Annotated in this window: 18 protein-coding genes; 8 read left to right on the top strand and 10 right to left on the bottom strand. The window is 74.5% G+C overall.

Annotated elements, in window-relative coordinates; translation table 11 throughout:
- A partial coding sequence (locus tag VGI02_RS17900; protein WP_331629278.1) for an endonuclease/exonuclease/phosphatase family protein occupies positions 1-781 on the top strand: 781 nt, incomplete at its 5' end.
- A 95-nt stretch (positions 782-876) separates the two neighbouring features.
- Positions 877-2,019, top strand: a complete 1,143-nt coding sequence (locus VGI02_RS17905) for an acetyl-CoA C-acetyltransferase (RefSeq protein WP_331629280.1) — start codon at positions 877-879, stop codon at positions 2,017-2,019.
- Between the two features lie 11 nt (positions 2,020-2,030).
- On the opposite strand, the gene VGI02_RS17910 is transcribed toward VGI02_RS17905, so the two are convergent.
- Genes VGI02_RS17910 through VGI02_RS17950 form a run of 9 tightly spaced genes read right to left on the bottom strand, consistent with a single transcriptional unit; the run spans position 2,031 to position 10,258 of the window.
- Entirely contained in the window at positions 2,031-3,992 is a 1,962-nt protein-coding gene (locus tag VGI02_RS17910; RefSeq protein ID WP_414638311.1) for an acetoacetate--CoA ligase, read from the bottom strand.
- A 46-nt stretch (positions 3,993-4,038) separates the two neighbouring features.
- Positions 4,039-4,803, bottom strand: coding sequence for a GntR family transcriptional regulator (locus VGI02_RS17915; protein ID WP_331629284.1), 765 nt, complete (start codon positions 4,801-4,803; stop codon positions 4,039-4,041).
- Positions 4,800-5,582 (bottom strand): carboxymuconolactone decarboxylase family protein, encoded by a 783-nt coding sequence (locus tag VGI02_RS17920; RefSeq protein ID WP_331629286.1) that lies wholly within the window; start codon positions 5,580-5,582, stop codon positions 4,800-4,802. The genes VGI02_RS17915 and VGI02_RS17920 overlap by 4 nt, the downstream gene beginning before the upstream one ends.
- The gene (locus VGI02_RS17925; RefSeq protein ID WP_331629288.1) at positions 5,579-6,472 is read right to left on the bottom strand and encodes an NAD(P)-dependent oxidoreductase; all 894 of its coding nucleotides are present in this window, start codon (positions 6,470-6,472) and stop codon (positions 5,579-5,581) included. The genes VGI02_RS17920 and VGI02_RS17925 overlap by 4 nt, the downstream gene beginning before the upstream one ends.
- Positions 6,469-6,897, bottom strand: a complete 429-nt coding sequence (locus VGI02_RS17930) for a carboxymuconolactone decarboxylase family protein (RefSeq protein WP_331629290.1) — start codon at positions 6,895-6,897, stop codon at positions 6,469-6,471. The genes VGI02_RS17925 and VGI02_RS17930 overlap by 4 nt, the downstream gene beginning before the upstream one ends.
- Positions 6,894-7,280, bottom strand: coding sequence for a cupin domain-containing protein (locus VGI02_RS17935; protein ID WP_331629292.1), 387 nt, complete (start codon positions 7,278-7,280; stop codon positions 6,894-6,896). Before VGI02_RS17935 ends, VGI02_RS17930 begins: the two co-directional genes overlap by 4 nt.
- A 2-nt stretch (positions 7,281-7,282) precedes the next feature.
- Positions 7,283-8,197 carry an NAD(P)-dependent oxidoreductase gene (locus VGI02_RS17940; protein ID WP_331629294.1) on the bottom strand — a complete coding sequence of 305 codons (915 nt, stop codon included), beginning with the start codon at positions 8,195-8,197 and terminating at the stop codon, positions 7,283-7,285.
- A gap of 34 nt (positions 8,198-8,231) precedes the next feature.
- Positions 8,232-9,032, bottom strand: coding sequence for an N-acyl homoserine lactonase family protein (locus VGI02_RS17945; protein ID WP_331629296.1), 801 nt, complete (start codon positions 9,030-9,032; stop codon positions 8,232-8,234).
- Positions 9,029-10,258, bottom strand: a complete 1,230-nt coding sequence (locus VGI02_RS17950; RefSeq protein WP_331629298.1) for an alpha/beta fold hydrolase — start codon at positions 10,256-10,258, stop codon at positions 9,029-9,031. The genes VGI02_RS17945 and VGI02_RS17950 overlap by 4 nt, the downstream gene beginning before the upstream one ends.
- Before the next feature lie 139 nt (positions 10,259-10,397).
- Here VGI02_RS17950 and VGI02_RS17955 point away from each other — a divergent pair, with 139 nt between their 5' ends.
- The 4 genes from VGI02_RS17955 to VGI02_RS17970 all read left to right on the top strand — a co-directional run bounded on the left by VGI02_RS17955 (position 10,398) and on the right by VGI02_RS17970 (position 15,516).
- Positions 10,398-11,789 (top strand): MFS transporter, encoded by a 1,392-nt coding sequence (locus tag VGI02_RS17955; RefSeq protein ID WP_331629300.1) that lies wholly within the window; start codon positions 10,398-10,400, stop codon positions 11,787-11,789.
- 21 nt (positions 11,790-11,810) lie between these two features.
- A complete protein-coding gene (locus tag VGI02_RS17960) occupies positions 11,811-12,233 on the top strand; it encodes a serine hydrolase family protein (RefSeq protein ID WP_331629302.1) in 423 nt (140 codons plus the stop codon).
- 83 nt (positions 12,234-12,316) lie between these two features.
- Positions 12,317-15,007 carry a helix-turn-helix transcriptional regulator gene (locus tag VGI02_RS17965; protein ID WP_331629304.1) on the top strand — a complete coding sequence of 897 codons (2,691 nt, stop codon included), beginning with the start codon at positions 12,317-12,319 and terminating at the stop codon, positions 15,005-15,007.
- An 86-nt stretch (positions 15,008-15,093) separates the two neighbouring features.
- Positions 15,094-15,516: a nuclear transport factor 2 family protein gene (locus tag VGI02_RS17970; protein WP_331629306.1), complete on the top strand. Its 423-nt coding sequence runs from the start codon at positions 15,094-15,096 to the stop codon at positions 15,514-15,516.
- 43 nt (positions 15,517-15,559) lie between these two features.
- Here VGI02_RS17970 and VGI02_RS17975 read toward each other — a convergent pair whose 3' ends face one another.
- Positions 15,560-17,008 (bottom strand): amidohydrolase family protein, encoded by a 1,449-nt coding sequence (locus VGI02_RS17975; protein ID WP_331629308.1) that lies wholly within the window; start codon positions 17,006-17,008, stop codon positions 15,560-15,562.
- Between the two features lie 201 nt (positions 17,009-17,209).
- Here VGI02_RS17975 and VGI02_RS17980 point away from each other — a divergent pair, with 201 nt between their 5' ends.
- Positions 17,210-18,016 carry an IclR family transcriptional regulator domain-containing protein gene (locus VGI02_RS17980; RefSeq protein WP_331629310.1) on the top strand — a complete coding sequence of 269 codons (807 nt, stop codon included), beginning with the start codon at positions 17,210-17,212 and terminating at the stop codon, positions 18,014-18,016.
- Positions 18,017-18,435: 419 nt separating this feature from the next.
- The gene (locus VGI02_RS17985) at positions 18,436-19,635 is read left to right on the top strand and encodes an FAD-dependent monooxygenase (protein ID WP_331629312.1); all 1,200 of its coding nucleotides are present in this window, start codon (positions 18,436-18,438) and stop codon (positions 19,633-19,635) included.
- Positions 19,636-19,642 lie beyond the last annotated feature (7 nt).

Raw genomic sequence — 19,642 nt, forward strand, 5'->3', positions numbered from 1 at the left:
GACGTGGAATGTCCAGCACGGACGGTCGCACGAGGACGGTCGCGTGGACCTCGACCGGTTCGCGGCGGCGGTCGGCGAGCTCGACGCCGACGTGCTCGCGCTGCAGGAGGTCGACCGTGTGCAGCCGCGGTCGTCCGGCGCTGACCTCACTGCCCTGGCCGCGGATGCTCTCGGCGCCCCGCACCACAGGTTCGCGCCCGCGATCGAGGGCGAGCCGGGTGGGGCCGGTCCGTGCCGGCGGACGGCGCCTCCGGACATCGGGTGGGTGTGCGGCACGGAGGAGCGTCCCGCAGCGGACGTCCCGGGCTACGGGGTCGCCCTGCTCTCCCGTCGCCCGGTCCTCGGCTGGCGGGTCCTGCGGCTCCCGTCCGTGCGGGTCAGGCGGCCGGTGCTGTGCTGTGGTCCGCCCCGGGTGGAGCTGGCGCACGAAGAACCGAGGGTGGCGCTCGCGGCCCGGATCCGGACGCCCGAAGGCGCCGTCACCGTCGTCACCACCCACCTCTCCTGCGTGCCGGGCCGGAACCTCGTCCAGCTGCGCCACGTGGTTGCGGCGCTGGGCGGGGACGGCCCCTTCGTCCTGCTCGGCGACCTCAACGCGGGCGCGCGGGCGGTGCGGGCGGCGACCGGGCTCGCGACGCTGGTGACCGGGTCGACGTTCCCGTCGTGGTCACCGATCCTGCAGCTCGACCATGCGCTCGGTCGGGGTGTCACGAGGCTGGACGCGCAGGTCCGCCGCCTCCCCGTGTCCGATCACTGCGCGCTCGCCGTCACGGTCCGCTGACGTCCGAGCCGGGGGTGTGACCTCGCACGGCTGGCGCGGGCGGCAGAGCCCGCCGAGACTGGCGCCGGAAACGCAAACGCTCGCCGGGAGGCACCGTGGCCGAGGCCTACATCGTCGACGCCGTCCGCACACCGGTCGGCACCCGCAAGGGCGCCCTCGCGGACGTCCACCCCGCCGACCTCGGGGCGCACGCGCTCACCGCGCTGATGGAGCGCACCGGCGTCGACCCGGGCGCCGTCGACGACGTGCTCATGGGCTGCGTGAACCAGCTCGGCCCGCAGGCGGGCGTCATCGGCCGCACCGCGTGGCTCTCCGCCGGGCTGCCCGAGCACGTCCCCGGGACCACGATCAACCGCGCCTGCGGGTCCTCGCAGCAGGCGCTGCACTTCGCCGCGCAGGCCGTGCTCTCCGGGACCCAGGACCTCGTCGTCGCGGCGGGCGTCGAGAACATGGCGATCGTGCCGCTCGACGCCAACGCGTCCGTGCTCGAGCGCATGGCGACCCGGCGCGAGGGCGCCCGCTGGATCGAGCGCTACGGCGACCAGGAGATCAGCCAGTTCCGCGGCGCGCAGCTCATCGCCGAGAAATGGGACATCAGCCGCGAGCGGATGGAGGAGTTCGCGGTCGAGTCGCACCGCCGCGCCGCGGCCGCCACCGACGAGGGCCGGTACACCTCCCAGATCGCCCCGCTGAACGGCCTGGACCGCGACGAGGGCATCCGGCCGAGCGTCGACCGGGAGAAGATGGCGACGCTGCCGCCGCTGCGGGAGGGGTCCCGGCTCACCGCGGCGGTCTCGAGCCAGGTCTCCGTCGGCTCCGCGGCGCTGCTGGTGGCCTCGGAGGACGCGGTGCGCACCCACGGCCTGACGCCGGTCGCGAAGGTCTCCACGCTCGCCGTCGTCGGGGAGGATCCGGTCTTCATGCTCACCGGGCCGATCCCCGCGACGGCGGCGGTGCTCAAGCGGGCGGGCCTGACCATCGACGACATCGACCTCTTCGAGTGCAACGAGGCGTTCGCGCCGGTCGTGCTCGCGTGGGCGCACGAGACCGGCGCGTCGCTGGAGCGCACCAACGTCAACGGCGGCGCGATCGCGATGGGGCACCCGCTCGGGGCGACCGGCGCGGTGCTGGCGACCAAGCTCGTCCACGAACTGGCGCGCACCGGCGGCACCCGCGGGCTGCAGGTGATGTGCGAGGGCGGCGGGCAGTCGAACGCGACGATCATCGAACGCGTGTAGGTGGATTCGCCTCACGAGCGCTGGCGCACATACGCCACCACCGCGTCCAGCGCCTCCGGGTCGGCCAGTGAGTCCCGGCTGGCCACGGACTCCGGCGCCGCCCCGCCGAACAGCCGCTTGACCGGGGTCTCGAGCTTCTTGCCCGAGAGCGTCCGCGGCAGCGCGTCGACCCAGGCCACCTCGTCCGGCACGTGGCGGGGCGACATCTCCGAGCGCAGCCGGCGGACGATCTCGGCCTCCAGGGCGTCGCGGTCGGGGCCGCCCACGAGGAAGAGCACGAGCGTCCCCGCGCCGCCGACGGTGTCCTCGAGGTGCACGACGAGGCTGTCGGCGACGCTCGATCCGTCGTCCAGGCCGATGTCCTCGACCACCGAGTAGAAGTCCGAGGTCCCCAACCGCACGCCGCCCCGGTTGAGCGTGGCGTCGGAGCGGCCGCTGATGACGCACCCGCCGTCGTCGTACACCGTGATCCAGTCGCCCTGGGTCCAGACACCAGGAAAGCGGTCGAACCAGGTCGACCGCATCCGCGACCCGTCGTCATCCCCCCACAGCGCGACCGGCATCGACGGCATCGGCGCGGTGATCACCAGCTCGCCGGGCTCGCCGAGCAGGTCCCGGCCGTCGTCGTCGAAGGCGTGCACGTCGACGCCGAGCATCGGGCCCGCGATCTCGCCCGCCCGGACCGGGAGCAGAGGCGCCGCGCCGACGAACCCGCTCGCGATGTCCGTCCCGCCCGACGTCGAGTTGATCAGCACGTCCGGGCCGAACGTCTCCGCGGCCCACCGGAAGCCCTCCGGCGGCAGCGGCGAGCCGGTGGACCCGAGCATCCGCAGGGCCGAGAGGTCGTGGTCCTGGCCGGGACGCAGGCCGGCCTCGCGGCACATCATGAGGAACGACGCCGAGGTCCCGAACTGCGTGAGCCGCTCGCGGGCGGCCATCTCCCAGAGCGCGTCGAGGCCGGGGCGCGCCGGGTTGCCGTCGAAACAGACCACAGTGGCGCCCACGAGCAGGGCGGACACCCCGTAGTTCCACATGATCCAGCCGGTGGTGGAGTACCAGAAGAACCGGTCGCCGGGGCGGACGTCGTTGTGCAGCCCGAGCGTCTTGTGGTGCTCGAGCACGATCCCGCCATGGCCGTGCACGATCGGCTTCGGCAGCCCCGTGGTCCCGGAGGAGAACAGCACGTAGAGCGGGTGGTCGAACGCCACCGCGGCGTGGGAGAGCGGACCCGGCTCGGCGAGCAGGTCCGACCAGGACAGCGCCCCGGGCGGCGGCACGGCGTCCGGGTCGAGGTATGGCAGCAGCACCGTCGCCCGCAGCGAGGGCAGGGCCGCGCGGATCTCCGCCAGCTGGTCGGACCGGTCGATCGGGCGATCCCCGTAGCGGGTGCCGTCGACGGCGATCAGGACGGTCGGCTCCACCTGCCCGAGCCGGTCCACGACGGCGCGCGGGCCGAACTCGGGCGGGCACGACAGCCACACCGCGCCCAGCGACGCGGCGGCGAGGAACGCGACGATCGTCTCCGGGACGTGCGGCAGGTACCCGGCGACGCGGTCGCCCGGCCCGACGCCGAGGCGCACCAGACCGGCGCGGGCGCGGGCCACCTGCTCGCGCAGGTCGTCGTAGGACAACTCGACCCGGTCCCGGGTCTGGGAGATCCCGACGACGGCGGGCCCGGTCCACTCCGGGCGCATCGCGTGGGCGGAGTAGGACAGGCGGGCCCCGGGCAGCCAGCGCGCGCCCGGCATCGAGGCGTCCGCGAGCACCGTCGTGAGGTCGTCGACCTGCACGTCGAAGAACGCGACGACCGCGCGCCAGAAGGCCTCCGGATCGTCGACCGACCAGCGGTGCAGGGCGCGGTAGTCGCCCGGCCCGAGCGCCGCGGTGAGGAAGCGGCCCATGCGTGACGCCGTGCGGGCGTCGTCGGGGATCGGACGGAGGATCTCGCCGCGCTCGTCGGTCACGGCACGCATCCTGCTCGGCCGCCCCGGGCGGAGCCAGCGGTCGGGCCGAGGCCGTTCAGGATCTCCCGTGGCCCTGGAGCTCGGCGGTGGCGGTCGCCGCGGCGTTGCGGATGTGGAGCACGCACGCGTCGGCGGCCGCCTCCGCGTCGCCCGCCTCGATCGCGTCGACCACTGCGGCGAGTTCCTCGGCGGCCTGACGGGGACGACCCGGGACCGACAGCGAGGTCGCCCGCAGCAGACGGACCCGCGCCTGCAGCCCCGCGAGGGTCTGTTGCAGCGGGTCGCTGGCCGACCCGGCCATGAGCACCTCGTAGAAGCGGTCCTTGGCCCCGAGCTGGTCACGGGCCCCGCCGCCGGATCCGGAGGCGTCGGACCCGGAGGCGTCGGACCCCGAGGCGGTCCGGGCGATCTCGTCCACCGCCGCCCGCAGCGCCCGGACGTGCTCGGGGTCCGCGCGCTGGGAGAACCGGCGGACGGCGAGCGCCTCCAGCGCGGCGCGCATCTCGTAGATGTCGGCGGCGTCGGAGGCGGACAGCGAGGTCACCTCGGCGCCGCGCTGCGGCACGACGGTGACCAGCCCCTCGGCGGCGAGCTGACGGATGACCTCACGGATCGTCGCGCGGGACACCCCGAGGTTCTCCACGAGCTCCCGCTCGACGAGGCGCTGGCCCGGCTGCAGGCGCAGGTCCAGGATCGCGGCCCGCACCCGGTCGGTGGCCTGCTCGCGCAGCGGCGCGGCGACCCGCGGCAGCGGCTCGTGCCCCCACATCGACGACGTCACGGCCGCCATGATCCCACCGGCCGGATCCGTCGTGCTCACGCGAGCCGGGCGTCCCGTTCCCCGGCGAGCTCGGCGAGGATCGGCGCGCCGACGGTCGCGGCGTGGATGCCGACGACGCTGGCGATCTCGAACATCTCCAGGATCTCGGCGACGCTCGCCCCGTGGCCCAACGCGTTGCGCAGGTGCAGCTTGAGGCCCGGCACGTAGAGGTGCGTGGCCGACGCGTCGAAGGCGCAGTAGACGAGCTCCTTGACCTTCGGCGGCAACGTGCCGGTGTGCCACGGGACCGAGGAGAAGGCGACGTAGGCCTCGAACAGGTCGGGGTCGAGCTCGAGGATCTCGTTCCAGAACGTGTGCCAGTAGCCGCGGGTCTCGGTGAACTCGGCCTTCAGCCGCTCCTGACGCTCGTCGAGCGGCGCGGGGCCGTCGCGCAGGCCCTGCTCCTCGAGGACCTCGACGAGGATCGGGATGCCGATGTTGGCGGCGTGGATGCCGAGGGTGCTGGTCAGCTCCAGCACCTCCATCACCTCGGCCGGGGTGGCGCCCGCGTCCAGGGCCGCCGCCACGTGCTGCCGGACGCCCGGCGTGTAGAGGTGGGTGGCGGCGGCGTCGACGGCGATGAACAGGAGCTCGCGGACCTTCGGCTCGAGCACCTCCGGGGTGCGCCGCAGCGGCACCGCGGACAGGTCGAGGTAGGCCCGCACGAAGGCCGGGTCGAGCTCGAGCATCCGCTGCCACGGTTCGCCCCACGTGCCGCGCACGCGGACGAAGTCGTCCTTGATCGCCTGCTGCTCGGCGGTGAGCCCGGTCGTCGTCATCGGGTGTCCTTCCCCTGCAGCCAGCGGACGATGTCCGTGTGGTCGGCGTCGGGCGGCAGCGCCGACGCGGCCTCCGACCACAGCGCGACGGTGCTCGCCGCGTGCCGGGACGGCGTCCCGGTGCTCGCGACGAGGTCCAGGGCGATGCGGATGTCCTTGAGCATCAGCCCCAGCCCGAAGCCCGAGCCGAAGCTGCCGGGGAGCACGTGGCGGGGCCACTTCACCTCGGTGGACCCGCTGCGCCCGCTCGAGGCGTTGACGACCTCGAGCATCACCTCGGGGTCGAGCCCGAACGCCTGCCCGGCCAGCAGCGCCTCCGAGCTCGCCAGCAGGTGCGCGGCGCTCATGAGGTTGTTCAGCGCCTTGAGCGCGTGCCCGGCGCCGGTCGGCCCGACGTGGCGCGGATGCCCGATCGCCGAGAGCACCGGTGCGAGCGTGGCGACGGTGTCGTCGGGCCCGCCGACCATCACGGCCAGCGTCCCGGCGCGGGCGCCGCTCACGCCGCCGGAGACCGGGGCGTCGACGAGCGTGTGGCCCGCCGAGGCGGCCCGCTCGGCCAGTGCCCGCGTGCGCAGCGGCTCCGACGAGCTCATGTCGACGAGCACCGCGCCGGGCTCCAGGGCGTCGAGGAGCCCGCCGTCGACGACCGCCTCGACGACGTCGGAGTTCGGCAGGCACAGCAGCACCGCCTCCGCGCCACGGGCGGCCTCGGCCGCGGACGCGACCACCGTCGCCGTCGTGACCTCCGCCCCGAACGCCTCCCGGGCGGCCGGCGAGACGTCGGACGCCCGCACCGACGCGCCTGCCGCGGCGAGTCGTTCGGCCATCGGTGTGCCCATGTTGCCGAGGCCGACGAACCCGACGGTGCGGCCGGCGAGCGCGCCGCTCACGACCCGGCCTCGGCGCCGGCCGCCATCTCGTCGAGCACCCGTTCGGCCACCCGGAACGCCTCCAGCCCGGCCGGGGCCCCGCAGTAGACCGTGGCGTGCAGGAGCGTCTCCTGGATCTCCTCGACCGTCGCGCCGTTGGTGATCGCCCCGCGGACGTGCACGGCCAGCTCGTGGGGCCGGTTGAGTGCGGTGAGCATGACGAGGTTGAGCAGGCTGCGGGTCCGGCGGTCCAGGCCCGGACGGCTCCAGACGTCGCCCCAGCACGCCCGCGTCACGTACTCCTGCACCGGCCGGGAGAACTCGCTGACGTCCGCCATCGAGCGCTCCACGTGCGCGGCCCCGAGGACCTCCTTGCGCACCGCGAGCCCGTCCTCGAACCGTGCGTCGCCACTGTGGTTGCTACTGCTGCCGTTGCTGCCGCTCATCGCGCCTCCCCGTACTCGGCCTCGGACACCTCGTCGAGCCAGGTGGTCGTCCCCAGCGACACCGCGGTGTGTGTGAGGATCGAGCCGGGTCCGGCGCCGTGCCAGTGCCGTTCGCCGGGCGGGACCCAGACGACGTCGCCGACCGTCAGCGGCTGTGGCGGCTCGCCGTGGGTGCAGACCCAGCCGGTCCCGGCGGTGACGACGAGCAGCTGACCGCGCTCGTGGTGGTGCCAGTACGTGCGCGCGCCGGGGGTGAAGGTGACCGAGTTGACGGTGGTGCCGTCCGTCGTCGGCAGCACCGGGTCGCCCCACACGGTGCCGGTGAACGTGGCTCCCCGCGCCTGGGCGGTGGCGCCGGCGGCTCGCCCGTGGACGATGTGCACGTCTAGGCCTCCCTGCTGGGTTGCTGGATGTCGGGTTGCTGGATGCGGACGCCGCCGGCGAGGTCGCCGAGGGCGTCGACGACGCGGTTGGAGATGGCGTCGCCGTAGCCCAGGTGCGCCGCGAGCCCGAAGCTCGCGAGCGGCCCGGACGCGTTGAGCGAGGGCACGCCGAGCCGGCCGAGCAGCTCGGTGTAGAGCGTCACGTCCTTCGTCATCAGCCGGCTGGACAGGCCGCCCTCGAGGTAGTCGCCGTCGACGATGCGGGGGAAGCGGTTGCTGGTGGCGAACGACTGCCCGGACCCGCCGTTGATCGCCGCCAGCAGCGTGCGCAGGTCCAGCCCGGCCTGCTGCCCCGCGACCATCACCTCGGCGCTCGCCGCGAGGGTCACGGCGTTGAGGAAGTTGTTCAGCAGCTTCGCGGTGTGCCCGGCACCGACCGGGCCGAGGTGGTGCACGGCCGCGGCGATCGGCGCCAGCACCGGGCGGATCGCGTCCACGTCCTCGGCGCTCCCGCCCGCGGTGATCGTCAGGGACCCCTTCTCCGCGGCCGCGGCACCGCCCGAGATCCCGGCGTCGAGGAACGTGACACCGCGCCGCGCCGCCTCTGCGGCCAGGGCCACCGTCGACGACGGGTCCGCGGTGGAGAGGTCGACGACGACGGTGCCGGCGGCCGCACCGGCGAGGACGCCGTCGGGTCCCCGGACGACGGGTTCGACGACGGTGCTGTCGGGCAGCGACAGCAGCACGACCCGGCAACGGCGGGCGACGTCGGCGGGGCCCGTGCCGCGCTCGGCCCCCGCGGCCGCGGGATCGGCGACCGGGTCGAACCCGATCACCTCGGTGCCCGCGTCGACGATCCGGCGGGCCATCCGCCCGCCCATGTTGCCCAGGCCGATCATGCCGACCGGTCCGTTCATCGGGGGGTCCTCCCTGTCGCTCGTGCTGCACGGCTCATCGCGGCACCTCGATCCGGATCAGCAGGTCGTCGATGCCGGTGCCGCTCGCCCGCCCGGGGAAGCGGCGCCCGACGTCGGCGTCGTGGCCCGCGACGAGCACGTGGTCCTCGGGGGCGGCGAGCTCGCCGAGCAGGTCGAACCCGGCGTACATCGCCTCCAGGTCGGCGACGACGAAGAACGGCCGGTCGCGGTCGCGCTCGTCGTAGAAGTGCAGGGCGTCCGCGGCGAGCACCGCGCGCCCGCCCGGTACCGGCGCGAGCGCGACGAGCTGGCCGGGGGTGTGGCCGCCGACCTCGATCAGCGTCACCTCGCCGAGGCGCAGCGTGCCCTCGAAGGTCGTGATGCGGCCGTCGTCGCGGGCCCGCGCCAGGGCGGCGAGCTCGGCCGGCTCGGTGGAGTGCGCGAACTGGATACGGCCGGCGTGCGGGCCGGTCCAGAACTCCAGCTCGCGTGCGGTCATCACCACCTCGGCGGCGGGCAGCCGGTCGAGGTTGCCGATGTGGTCGTAGTGCGCGTGGCTGACGACGATGCGCCCGACGGCGTCCGGGTCGATCCCGAGGTGCCCGAGCGCGTCGAGCGGGTCGACGAGGGTCTCCCGGTTCCGGCGTCGCCCGACGGCGGGGTCGAAGCCGCAGTCGAGCAGCGTCACCGCGCCCGCGGCGTCGCGCAGGACCCAGAAGAAGTAGTCCATGGCGAAGGGGGCGTCCGGCTCGCCGTAGACGTGCCAGTTGAGGTAACTCTCGGCGTGGGTCGTGGTGCGCGTGCCGTAGCGGACGGCCCAGACCTGCGGGTTCATCGCCGGGCCCGCAGCGTCTCGAGGACCGGCAGCAGGTGCTCGGCCATCCCCTCGGGGTCCTCGGCCATCGGGAAGTGGCCCCGCCCGGGCATCGTCACCAGCTCGCCGCCGAGGCGCTCCGCGGCCTCGCGGCTGGACTCGGTGGTCGCCGAGTAGTCGTACTCGCCGCTGAACACGTACAGCGGGCAGGTGGCCCGGCCGAGCCCGGCGGACACCGTCGGGAAGTCGACCGAGTAGAAGTGCGTGTCGCCCTGGTAGACGCCCGGGCCGGTGCTCGCGTAGCCCCAGAGGGTCTGCTCGCGGGGACCGGTGGGGCTGGCCGGCGCGATGAGGCCGCCGACCCAGCTGGTGAGGAACCCGGAGTGGTCGACGTCGGACCGGTGGGTCCACTCGACGAAGCGGCCGGGACTGCCCAGACCGCCCTCGAGCGCGCACACCCCGCCGAAGCGCCCGCCGTGCTCCGCGGCCAGGTAGAGCGCGATCGCACCACCCATCGAGGCGCCGACGAGCACCGGGCGGTCGAGCTCGAGCGCGTCGGCGACGGCCAGCACCGTGCTCGCGTAGGTCTGCGTGTCGAGCGCGTAGCGGCGGGTCCGCCAGTCGTCGGGCGGGTCCGAGCGGCCGTGCCAGGGCATGTCGAAGGCGACGACGCGGTGGTGGTCGGTGACGCGGGCGTCCTCGAGCAGGCCGCGGAACTGGCGGGAGTCGGCCCCCGCGGTGTGCAGGCACAGCAGCGGCACGCCCTCGCCTGCGCTCTCGACGAAGATCCGCCGACCGTCCTCGAGGTGCAGATACTGCCCCACCGACGGCCCGAGGCCGGGGGAGGGCGGCGCGGGATCGGGCCGGCGGGCGACCGGCTTGCGCACCACGTCCCGCAGGGCGGCGACGACCCGGTCGAGCAGCCCGGCGGTGCGGGCCCACACCTCGCGGCGCCCGACGACCCGGTCGGCGCCGCGGGTCGCGACGAGAGCCTGCGCGCTGGTGGCTCCGCGCGGCGGCGGGTCGGCGCAGACGTCCTCCCAGTCCTGCGCGGTCAGCGCGAGGGCGACGTCCCAGGTGTCGTTGATGCCGGGTGCCCCGCGGCCGGTCAGCGCCCCGCCGGCGACGTCGAGGAGCACGCGGGTGCCCGCCACGTCGAGCAGGAGCGTCGCCGGCGGGCCGGGCGGGAGGCCGCGCATCAGATCGTCCGGCAGTGCCGCGGTGATCTGCTCGTCGTCGAGCTGCATCGCTCGCGGGCCTCCCCTCTCGCGGGCGGGGACCGCCTCACGGTTGACGCCGACGGTGACCCACCTTACGTTCCAGATTGTCTGACAGCCAGACGAAACCCGGCGCGGTGGTCGCCGCGTGAGGCGAGGAGTGGTCTCGATGACGAGTCCCGAGCAGGCGGCACCCGCGGCGTCCGCGCCGGTCCCGGAGACCCCGGAGCGGGCGGCCAAGCGCCGGTCCGCGACGCGTGGCGCGTTCTTCGCGGAGTTCGTCGACATGTTCGACATCTATCTGCCGACGGTGGTGCTCACGCCCGCGCTGATCTACTTCCAGCCCGGCGGACTCGACCCCGGCCTCACGGCGATCCTCACCTCGCTCGTCTTCGTGACGACGCTGATCGGGCGCCCGATCGGGGCGGCGATCTTCGGAGCGCTCGCGGACCGGGTCGGGCGGCGCCGCTCGACGATCGCCTCGGTCTCCGGGTTCGGGGTGATCACGCTGCTCATCGCCCTGGTGCCGGGGCACGCGACCATCGGCATCGCCTCGTACTGGCTGCTCATCGTGCTGCGCTTCCTCGACGGCATCTGCCTGGGCGGCGGCTACACCGGTGCACTGCCGCTGGCGATGGAGTACTCGCCGAAGCACCGCCGCGGCCTGCTCGGCGGGATCATCCTGTCCGCGTTCCCGTTGGCCTACATCGTGATCACACTGATCGGGATGGCCTGCTTCGCGATCTTCCCGCTCGCCGGGCCGGGCTCGGCCTACGTCGAGTGGGGATGGCGGGTCCCGTTCGTGCTCGGCGCGGTCCTGGCCGGGGTCCTGGCGCTCTACTACGTCCGCAGCGTGTCCGAGTCCGAGGTGTGGGAGGCGGCCGAGGCGGCGAAGTCCGAGGGGACCTCGCAGGGCGGCTCCCTGCGCCCCCTGCTCGCGGTCGTCACCGGCGAGAGCGGACGGGCGTTCTGGCAGGTGTTCGCGATGATGACGGGGTTCTGGCTGACCCAGAACCTGGTCACGCTGTTCCTGCCCACCACCGTGCTGCGCACCCTCGTCGGACTGCCCAACTCCCAGGTCACCGTCGTCCTGCTGATCTCGTTCGTCTGCCTCGTCGGGAGCTACATCGCCGCCGGGGTGATCGGCCAGCGGATCGGGCGGCGCCGCTTCTTCATGATCTCCGGGGTGCTCATCGCGACCGTCGGGTCCGTGCTGCTCGCGGTCCTCGCCACGGGGCGGGGCATGCCGCTCGGGCTCGTGATCCTCGTGGTGTGCGCGTTCTCGATCGTCGTCACCGCGCCCTGGGGCGTCGTGCTCCCGTACATCACCGAGCGCTTCCGCACCGACGTCCGCGCGTCCGGCTTCGGTCTCGGGTTCAGCGTGTCGGTGGTGATCCCGTCCTTCTACGCGTTCTTCGTGGAAGGACTGGCCGGGTTCCTGCCCTACGCGGCGGCGGCGGTCGTGCTGCTCGTCGTCGGTGGACTGCTCGGTGCGGCCGGGGCGGCCGCCGGACCGGAGACCCGCGACGTCGACTTCGAGGAGTCACCGGTGGGGCGGTGACGGAGCGTGCCGGACCTCGACGTGCCCCAGACCACTTGCTTTGATGACTACATCCGCTTCGAGCGGGCGCTGCTGCGCGGCGGCGAGCTGGACGGCGCGCGCATCCTGCGTCAGGAGACCGTCGACGCGGCCTTCACCGACCAGCTCGACGGCGCCCCGATGCCGACCGAGATCGTGACCGCGGACCCGTCGACCACCGACACGCTGCACCTGGGCCCGGGCTGGACCTGGGGCTACGGGCTGCTGCTCAACACCGCCGACGTCCCCGGCCGGCGCAAGGCGTGGACCGGGGCGTGGGCGGGCCTGTTCAACACCCACTTCTTCATCGACCGCACCACCGGGATCTGCGCCTCGATCTACACCAACTCGCTGCCGTTCATCACCGAGAATGAGGCGTGGAAGCTCTACGGCGACTTCGAGGAGGCGCTGTACGGATCCCTGTAGGTGGCCTCCGGCCTCGTGAGCACTTTCTGGTGCTATGACACCGGAAAGTGCTCACCAGGCGGAGCCACCTCGGGGGGTCAGCGATGACGGGACGAACGTCGACCCGGCTCCCGGCGTTCGCCTCCTCATTCGTCGGGCGGGCCGCCGAGCGCACGGCGCTGTCCGAGGGGCTCGCCCGTTCCCGACTGGTCTCGCTCGTGGGGCCCGGCGGGGCCGGGAAGAGCAGGCTGGCCGTCGAGGTCGTCCGGGATCTCCCGGACGTCGTCGGGTTCGTCGAGCTCGCCGCGGCGGGTGTCGGCCCCCGCCCCGCCGGGGACGTGGCGCTCGCGGTCCTCGACGCCTGCGGCGTCCGCGACGACCCGGAGCTGACTCCGGCGGCCCGGCTCGTCGGGCGCCTGCGCGACGCGCCCGGGGTGCTCGTCGTCGACGGCTGCGAGCACCGGCACGACGAGGTCGCCGCGCTGGTCGCCACGCTCCTGAGGGGGTGCCCGGATCTGCGCGTCCTCGCGACGAGCCGGCGGCGGCTCGGCGTCCTGGGGGAGGAGGTGCAGGCCCTCGGAGCGCTCGAGGACGACGGGACGGCGCTGTTCGCGGCGCGGGCCCGCGCGGTGCGTCCCGACCTGCGGCTCGACGACGATGCCGTGGCGGCGATCTGCCGGCTCGCCGAGGGCCTCCCGCTGGCGGTGGAGCTGGCGGCGGGGCATGCGCGGGTGCTCGCTCTGGAGGACATCACGGCGGGCATGGCGGACCGGCTGCGCTTCGCGGCAGCCGACGACCCCGGACTCGCGGCCCGGCACCGGTCGCTCGGTGCGTGCATCGCGTGGGGCGTCGCGGCGGCGGGGGCGCCCGCCGCCCGCGCGCTCGCGGCGCTCTCGGTGATCGGCGGCCGCTTCACGATGGCCGCTGCGGCCGGCGTCGCCGGCGACGACGCGCCGGCGGTCGCGACCCTGGTGGAACACTCGCTCGTCACCTTCGACCCGGCCGACGGCCGGTACCGGCTGCTGGACTCGGTGCGCGAGCACGCGGCGGAGCTGCTCCTCGCAGACGGCACCGGCGGCGTGGTCCACACCCGGCTCGGCGACTGGGTCGCCACCCTCGCGGCGGAGCTGGCGCCGGGCCTGGGCCGGGCGGAGCCCGACGCCCTCGCCCGGCTCGACCGTGACCGCGCGGCCGTCCACGCGGCGCTGCGCCGGGCCGCGGCGACCGGATCGCGACTCGACCGTGCCGCCGACGTCGTCGCCGACCTCGCGTTCGGCTGGTCGTTGCGCGGTCGCTGCGCCGAGGGCCGGGAGCTCGCCGACGGGGTGCATGGTGCCCTCGTCCACCCGCCGCCGCGCCTGAGGTGGGCGCTGGCCTTCCTCACCGCCTACGCCGGCGATCTCGGGGCGGGCGTGGCCCTGGCGCTCGAGGCGGCCGAGCACGCGTCGGCCGCCGGGGACGCGCAGACGCACGGCCGGGCGCTGACCCTGGTCGGGATGGTGCAGATGTTCGTGGACCCGGCGGGAGCGGACCCGGTGCTCGCCGAGGCCGTGACGCTCGCGGTCGGGGCGGGCGACGACTGGGGCGAGGTCGAGTCCCGTCAGATGCGGGCCTACTCCTGCCTGCTGCGCTGCGCGGACGCCGAGGCCCTGCGCTACGCCGATCAGGCCCTGCCCGCCCTCGACCGGCTCGGACACCCGCAGCTGCGTGCGTGGGACGGCGCGATCCGCGCCGAGATCGCGTGTCGGGCAGCTCGTTACGACCACGCCGAGGCGTGCGGCCGGGCGGCGCTCGAGATGGCACTCGGGGTCGCCGAGCCGGTGAGCGCGGGCGCGGGCCTCCTGCCGGTCGTCCGGGCCCTGGCGGCCCGCGGCCGGGCCGACGACGCGGCGGCGCTCGTGGCGGAGGTCCGGCCGTTCTTCACGACCCACCCGGGCGTCGGGACCGCCCTCGTCGTGGAGCTGGCCGAGGCGGTGGCCGCCGTGGCGCGCGATCCGGTCGCCGCGCTCGGGCCGGTGGACGCGCTGCGCGCGGCCGCGGGCTCCGCGGGACTACCGGCCGTCGACGGGGAGCTCGCGGTCCTCGCCGCGACGTGCGCTCTGCTCGCGGGCCACCCTGATGCCGCGGCGAGCGCGGCGGTCGATGCCGCGCGGGCGGCCGACGCGATCGGCCACCGGGAGATCGCCTGTGCGGCCCTCCTGACCGGCGCGGCCGCGGAGCGGGCGGCGGCCGCACCGGGGTCGGCCGAGCGGGAGGGCGCCGCCCGTCGGGCGCACGCCGCCCTGACCGCCGCCGCCGTCGGGGGTCTCGAAGGTCTGGTCCCGGACGCCCTGGACCTCGTCGCCGGCGTCGCGCTCGACGCCGCGCGGGTGATGGTGGCCGCGCGGTTGCACGCGGCCGCGGACCGGCGCCGTGACGAGCTCGGCGCGGCCCGTTCCCCGCTGGCGCGTGCCCTGCTGGCCGACCGCGACGCCGTCGCCGCCGCACTCCCGGCCGGCGCCCGCCGCGAGGCGGTGGCCGCCGGGGCCCGCCTCGACCGCAACCGCGCGGTGACCTACGCCCTGCGTGCCCGGGGCACCCGTCACCGCCCGACGAGCGGCTGGGAGAGCCTCACCCCGACCGAGCGGGAGGTCGTCGACCTCGTCGGGACCGGCCTGACGAACGCCGCGGTCGGCGAGGCGCTGCTCATCTCGGCGGGAACCGTCCGGACCCATCTGCGGAGCGTCTTCGCCAAGCTCGACGTCACGAGCAGGACCGAGCTCGCTGCCCTCGCGGCGCGCCGGGAAGGGCGCTGATTCGCCTCTGCGCCTCGGCAGATGTCCCGCGGACCCGTCCTCCCTAGCGTCCTCCACGCCACGACACCCGGCCCGAGGGGGACCCCATGACGACCACCACCGAGCACCCCACCTTCGTCCGCGCCCGCGAGGGGTTCGAGGCCCTGAAGGCGGGCGACATCGAACCGATCATGGCGCAGACCGCCGACGACATCGTCATGGTCAACGACCTGGGCGCCGGCCCCTGGCGGGAGCTGCGCGGCAAGGATGCCCTGCTGGAGTTCTGGTTCGCCTTCGCCGGGCTGTTCGCGGGCACCTTCACCCAGGACGTCCTCGGCGGCTGGGGCTGGGACGACGGCGTCGTGCTGCTCATCCACGAGCACGGCACCGCGAACGGGGTGGCCTTCGACAACCGCGCGGTCTACATGCTGATCGCCGGGCCCGACGGCCGGTGGAGCGAGCTGCGCACGATGGACATGGACCGCGCGCACCTCGAGCAGTTCTGGACGAGGTGGACGACGTCCTTGTGAGCACTTTCCGGTGCTATGACACCGGAAAGTGCTCACAAGCGCGTCAGCGCACCTGGTGCGTCGAGGACGACCGGTAGTCGGTGTACTGGTACGGGTTGTCGAGGATCGTCGTCTCCGGGACGTCCGGGTTCATGCCCTGCTCCCAGGCTTCCTCTCCGAGCGTGCCGCGCAGGTGGTCCACGGTGGCATCGACGGTCCGACGCGCGGCGGCGAGGTCGACCCCGACGAGCCGGTGGTCCCGCTTGACCACACGCCCGTCGACGATCACTGCCTCGACGTCGCCGCGCTGGGCCTGGAAGGCGACGTGGCCGTAGGGGTGGAGCAGCGGGAACATCGCCGGCGAGCTCTCGTTGCGGATCAGCACCACGTCGGCCTTCTTCCCGACCTCGAGGCTGCCGAGGTCGTCGCGGCCCAGGGCGCGCGCCCCGCCGCGCGTGGCCCAGTCGACGACCTGCTCGGCGCGCAGGGCGGCGTGCGTGACGGTCTCGCCCTTGGCGTGCGCCTCGAGGTGCTCGCGGGAGCGGTCCGCGCCCAGCGTCGTGCGCATCGCTGAGAACAGGTCCCCGCTCCACCAGACCGTGGTGTCCATGGAGAGCGACACCGGGAGGTCGTGCGCCCGCAGCGCCCAGGTGGGCGGGTAGCCCTGCCCCGCGCTCTGCTCGCTCTCGGTGGACACCGAGATGGACCCGCCGGTCGCGGCGATGCGGTGGTAGGAGTCGGCGGAGAGCGACGCGGCGTGCACGTACACGGTCTCGGGCGTGGCGAACCCGTGGTCGTGCATCAGCCGGATGCCCTCGTCGTTCGTGGCCCCCCAGACCCCGGCGTGCGTGGTGACCGGGAGGCCGAGCTCGCGCGCCACCTCGAAGGCCGGCTTCTCGGGGAACGACGGGTCGCCGGTGACGTCGAAGGCCAGCTGGAAGCCGAGCATGTCGCGGCTGCCGCTCATCCGGCGCTCGACGAAGTCGCGGAACCCGGGCGACGCGGTCCAGTTCGCGGGGGCGTCCGCGATGTTGCCGTAGGCGAGCACGAAGCGGCCCGGCACGGCCTCGAGGGCATCCGCGGCGGCGTCGGCGTGGTCGGGGGTCTGCAGCCCGTGCGACCAGTCGACGGTCGTGGTCACCCCGGCGTCGATCGCCTCGAGGGCGCCGACGAGGTTCCCCGCGTGCACGTCCTCCGGGCGGAACGCCGTGCCGTGCTCGAGGTAGTACCAGACGAAGTACTGCGTGAGCGTCCAGTCCGCGCCGTAGCCGCGCATCGCGGTCTGCCACATGTGCCGGTGCGTGTCGATCATCCCGGGCATGACGATGCCGCCACGCGCGTCGATCTCCTCGGTGCCTCCGGGCACCGCGAGGTCCGGCCCGATGCCGGCGATGCGGTCGTCGACGACGAGCACGTCGGCGCCGGTGAGCACGGTGTGGGCGCCGTCGAGGGTGAGCACGGTGCCGCCGCGCAGGACGACCGGCCGTCGGGCCTCGCCGGTGGACTCGGGCATCGGACACTCCCTCGATCGCGGACGAATGTCCGTATGACGGTCAGATGATGCAGGTCACTCTGCTCAGGCATCGTTTCGCTGTCAACGGTCGGTCACCTCGGCGGCCCGGGGGCGTGGTTCGGTGACGACCGTCCGCCAGACGGTCAGTCAACGGCTACGCTGCGCCCACCCGGACGAGCGAGCGGTGGGGAGGCGGCGCGCATGCCACGCGAGGGAGCCGGGCCGGACTTCATCGAGGCCCTGGCGCGTGGGCTCGAGGTCATCACCGCGTTCGGTTCCGAGCGCCCGGAGATGACGCTCGCCGAGGTCGCGACGGCGACCGGACTGGCCCGCCCGACCGCCCGCCGGATCCTCCTGACGCTCACCGAGCTCGGCTACGTGCGCATCGGCGACCGGGGGTTCGTGCTCACGCCGCGGGTGCTCGATCTCGGCGTGGCCTACGTCGGGTCGATGGGCCTCTGGGAGGTCGCGCGCCCGCACCTCGAGGCGCTCTCGGCGCGCACGCACGAGTCGTGCTCGATCGCCCAGCTCGACGGCTCGGACATCGTCTACGTCGCCCGGGCGAGCGTGCCGAAGATCGTCTCGCTCGCGGTGCAGATCGGTACCCGGTTCCCCGCGCTGCCGACCTCGCTGGGCAAGGTCGCGCTGGCCGCACTGTCGCCCGCCGAGCTCGACCGGGTCCTCGCCGAGCCCACCCGCTCCGGGCTCACCCCGCGCTGGCGGCCGTCGATCGAGGAGCGGGACGCGGCGCTGCGCGAGGTGCGGGCCCGCGGCTGGGCGCTCACCGACGAGCAGCTGACCCTCGGCATCCGCTCGGTCGCCGCGCCGCTGCGTGACGGCAGCGGCCGGGTCATCGCCGCGGTCAACGTCAACTGCCACGCCGCCGAGACATCCGTCGAGTGGCTCGTCGAGCACCACCTCCCGATGCTGCTCGCGACGGCCGGTGAGATCAGCGCGGACTTCGCGCGCCGCGAGGCCCTGCCCCACGTGACGCTGCCGGCGTCCTGACGGCTGCCCGGTGTCAGAAAAGTCGCGTTCCTGACGCTGGGCGTCAGGATTTCGGCGTTCACGATTTCTGGGGCCGGCGCCGGGCTGACGATCTTGTGGGGCTCGAGGGGCGCGTGACGCATGTTCGGAGGGCGGCTGGCCTGCCTGGTGTGCCCCTCGTCGGAGGGGCGGGCGGGAGTCGCGGCCGGGCTCGGGGTCGGCGTCGGCTTGTCGCGGGCTCCTGCACCTGGGCCAGCGCCTTGTCGTTCTGAATCACCACGACAGGACGCCGAGGCCTCCGCTGAAGGCCGCGACAAGGGCCGCGACCGCAGAGACCGCGCACCCCTACCCGGTTCCCGCCCACCGGGATTCCTGGCGCGCCGCTCGGCCTCCCGCGCGCACGATGACCACCGCATCCGCAGCGGCGAGGAGGTGATCCGGTGCCGGACGAACCGCGGGTCGTGATCGTCGGCGCAGGCCCGGCGGGGCTCGTTCTCGCTTGGCTCCTGCACCGCGCACGGGTGCCCTTCCTGCTGGTCGAGCAGCTCACGCAGGCCGAGGTCGGGACGCAGCCGAAGGCGGGCATCGTCGAGTACCGGACGGTGCAGCTGCTGCGCCGCGAAGGCCTCGCCGACGCGCCCGGCGCCCCGCTCACGTTCGACGCCGAGAACCGCCGCGTCGAGTTCCGCACCCCGGAGACCTCGCACGTCCTCGAGTACGCCGAGCTCACCGGCGACCGCCCGCACTACGTCTTCCCGCAGCACCGGATCGTCGCCGAACTCGCCGACGCCCTCCTCGCCGAGGGAGCTCCGCTGCGCTTCTCCCACCGCGTCGTCGCGGTCGACGGCGCGGGACCCGGCGTCGTCGTCGAGGGTCCCGACGGCGGGCGGTACGAGCTGACGCCCGATGTCGTCGTGGGCGCGGACGGCGCGGCGAGCCCCGTCGCGCGAGCGATGGCCGAGCACGTCGCGACGCTGGACCGCCGCGTGCCCGCCCGCTGGCTCGTCGTCGCCACCGAGACGCCGCCGCTGGTGGACCGCACCGTGTACGGCGTCCACCCGCGCGGCTACGCCGCCCACCTGCGGCGCGGTCCGCGGGAGACCCGCTTCTACCTCGAGGTCCCCGCCGACGAGGGGCCCGACGACCGGTCCCACGACGCGCTGCGCACCGAGCTCGCCGACCGGCTCGGCATGCCCGGCGCGCTCGACGGGGTGCCGCTGCGCAGCGTCGACACCCTCGACCTGCGCACCCGCGTGATCACCCCGATGCAGCATGGCCCACTGCTGCTCGCCGGCGACGCTGCCCACCTCATCACCCCGGCCGGCGGCAAGGGGATGAACCTCGCGATCGCGGACGCGGTCGAGCTCGCGCACGGGCTGATCTCCGACCGCGACGGCGACGGCGGGCGCCTGGCCGCCTACTCCGATCGTCGGCTCCCGGCCATCTGGCACGCGCAGGCGTTCTCCGACTGGTTCCTGCGCGTCCTCACCGCGCGCACCGCCGACGCGCTCGGCGGCGACTCGGCCGCCGCGTTCGTGCACGGGACGCGCGAGGCCTGGGTGCGGGCGCTGCGCGACGACGCCGGGATGGCCCGCTGGTTCGCGCACGCCTATGCGGGGGTCGACGCTCCCGACCCTTGACGGGCGC

The sequence above is a fragment of the Actinomycetospora sp. genome (assembly GCF_036497245.1).
In the GTDB taxonomy this organism is placed as follows: domain Bacteria; phylum Actinomycetota; class Actinomycetes; order Mycobacteriales; family Pseudonocardiaceae; genus Actinomycetospora.